The sequence below is a fragment of the Polynucleobacter sp. UK-Gri1-W3 genome, from assembly GCF_018881595.1.
In the GTDB taxonomy this organism is placed as follows: domain Bacteria; phylum Pseudomonadota; class Gammaproteobacteria; order Burkholderiales; family Burkholderiaceae; genus Polynucleobacter.
In genome coordinates, this window is sequence record NZ_JACVQA010000015.1 from 1 (window position 1) to 2,791 (window position 2,791).

At 46.4% G+C, this 2,791-nt stretch carries 1 protein-coding gene and 2 pseudogenes; 1 reads left to right on the forward strand and 2 read right to left on the reverse strand.

Annotated elements, in window-relative coordinates:
* Nucleotides 1-16: 16 nt before the first annotated feature.
* Nucleotides 17-313: pseudogene (locus ICN36_RS11830) on the reverse strand (transposase); the annotation flags it as partial.
* A gap of 81 nt (nucleotides 314-394) precedes the next feature.
* On the opposite strand from ICN36_RS11830, the gene ICN36_RS11835 reads away from it, so the two are divergent.
* A complete protein-coding gene (locus ICN36_RS11835; RefSeq protein ID WP_071466914.1) occupies nucleotides 395-1,681 on the forward strand; it encodes an IS110 family transposase in 1,287 nt (428 codons plus the stop codon).
* Between the two features lie 225 nt (nucleotides 1,682-1,906).
* Here the strand turns inward: ICN36_RS11835 and ICN36_RS11840 are convergent.
* Nucleotides 1,907-2,721, reverse strand: a pseudogene (locus tag ICN36_RS11840) (IS3 family transposase); the annotation flags it as partial.
* Nucleotides 2,722-2,791: the final 70 nt, after the last annotated feature.

Here is a 2,791-nt window from a genome sequence, read left to right on the forward strand (position 1 = left end):
GGTAATCCCCCCATTTTTAACTTAAGCTAAAAGTAGAAGCTGGTACTGCAAGTGCTAGTTTTTGCTTTGGTGTAATTCCACCCAAGCCCATGTTTGGTCTTTCATGATTGTATGTCCACATCCAATCGGTAGCAAAGTCTTGAACTTCATCAATCGATTCAAAGAGGTATTGATTAAGCCAATCGTAACGCACGGTGCGGTTGTATCTTTCAATGTATGCATTTTGTTGTGGCTTACCTGGTTGGATATAAGTTATCTCTATTTGATGTTTCGCAGCCCATTGCACAAGCACGCTACTGATGAGTTCCGGACCATAGTACATGCAGAATGGTAGTCAGCCGCAGCAATTTAAGCCATGCTGGTGATTGCGAGATCATCAATAAGGAGTATTGCTATGGCTGACCACTTAAACAATAAACCCTTTGGGGCATGGATTGCAATCGATATTGCCAAGGACTTTAATGCCGTGTTAAGCGAGACCAAGGCGGGTAAAAGGCAGCATTTTCGGATGGCTAATTCTGCTGCCGATCATGATCGTTTTATTGCTTTTCTAAAGAGCTTACCGCCGCCTTGCATTATTGGGTTTGAGGCAACCGGCAATTACCACCGCGCATTAGGGCATCGCTTGGTAGCGGCGGGGTTTGAAGTCTGTTTTATTTCCTCGGTAGCGAGCGCCCGGTATCGGGAGGTGATGTTCAACTCCTGGGATAAAAATGATCCCAAGGATGCTGCAGTGCTTTTAGAGCTGCTTAAGCAAGGGATTACTCAACGTTATGTTGACCCATTAATTGCAGGGCATCATGATCTCCAAGAGTTATCTAAAACCTACTATCAAGTGACCTTGAGTCGCACGCGCCTGCAGCATTCCATCCTCACTCATTACCTGCCTTTGTATTTTCCGGAGATGGGTAAATGGTGGAACAGTACTCGCGCAGACTGGTGGATTAATTATCTTTTGCACTTCCCCATCCCTAGCGCAGTAACGAAGCACTCTCAAGAAGCGTTTTGCGAGATTGCCAGCCCTGTCATTGGCCGCAAGGTTAATAAAGCGGCTAAGCTTATTGAGCTCTATGAGACCGCCTTGCATAGCATTGGACTACCTGTTGAGGCAGATTCCTTGGCTTGCAAAACCTTTCAAATACAACTGAGACGCTATCAAGAGATCAATGCTTGTCGCAAGCAATTAGAAGAGACGGCTCAAGCAGTATTGGCCGATAACCCGGACTCTGCCATCTTGCAAAGTGTTCCGGGGATTGGCCCGATTAATGCCCTAACGATTCTGGCGGAAGGCGGGGATCTACGTCGCTTTAGCCATCATCGTCAGTTCTTGAAGTATTGTGGGTTTGATCTAGCCAAAAATCAATCAGGCAACTATCGTGGTCAAGAACAAATCTCCAAACGAGGTAATGCGCGTTTACGTTTGGCGTTATGGATGGCAGTGAACACTGCTATCGCTCAACCAGAAAATAGTTTCCAGCAAAAATATAGCCGCTATATTAAAGGCGCACCACAGGATAAGGATTTACAGCGCAAGGCTAGGACTGCGGTGGCAGCGAAGATGGCGCGTGTAGTGTATGGATTAGTGAAGTCAAAACAGATGTATCAAGGTTACTATGAAAAAGCTTTACCCAGTGGATCGATCCCTCTCTGTAGGGCCGTAGAGGCCGCAAGGACCTCGTAGATAATGTTTGGACCCTCCACTGGGACCTCAGATTGTTTTAAGTAGGGTAAAGACCAAAACGTGAAGTGGCGGATCTTGTGTTCATTATGGTTAATCGGGACCCCTGATTTATTTGTGGAAGTGACCGTTTGGGTATAGACAAGTAGTAAGTTTGATTTTTTAACTGCAAATTGCAGTTACGGCATGGCTTTGCCTATCGCTGGAAAAAGTTCTTGCATTTAGTACGTTATCACAGCGTATCTTGAGGGGCTTTCCACGCCACTCAATCACTTGATCGAGTGAGCGAACCACTCTGGCTGCTGGCATAGAAAAATCAATATCGATGGCTAAGGCTTCCCGATTAAAGTCATCAATCACATTAAATAAGCGGATAGATCTGCCGTCGTGCAACTGGTCATGCATGAAGTCGATTGACCAGGTTTGATTGATGCCTTCAGGTACTACCAATGGCACAGGCTTCTCGCGTATCAAGCGTTTATGGGGCTTGATGCGTAAGTTAAGCTCTAACTCCCGGTAGATGCGATAGACCCGCTTATGGTTCCAGGTAAAGCCTTTGACGTTACGTAAGTACAAGAAGCAAAGCCCAAAACCCCAGTTCCGTTGATTTTGGGTGAGGCGTACCAGCCAATCGGCAATGAGGGCATTGTCGGTCGATAGCTTCGGGTGATAGCGATAGCAAGTCTGACTAATGACAAAGGTATCGCACGCTAAACGGATACTCATTCGGCCACTGTGAACTTGTTGGCTGGCCATCTCGCGCCTACGAGATGGCCGAGTTACTTTTTTTGTAAGACTTCTTTAAGGACATCAGCTTGGAGCTGAACCTCCGCATACATCTTCTTTAATCGAGCGTTCTCTAGCTCAAGCTCTTTGACGCGAGACATTAGTGAGGCATCCATACCGCCATACTTGGCGCGCCACTTGTAAAAGCTAGCAATGCTAATGCCGTGTTCACGGCATAGCTCTGGGGCTGGCATGCCAGCCTCGGCTTGCTTGAGGATGTCCATGATTTGGCTATCGGTAAAGCGGGAGGTTTTCATAGAATTTCCTTTAAATCAAACAACTTAGAAATTCTACTTTTAAGTCAGGTTAAGGGGTGGGGGGATTACC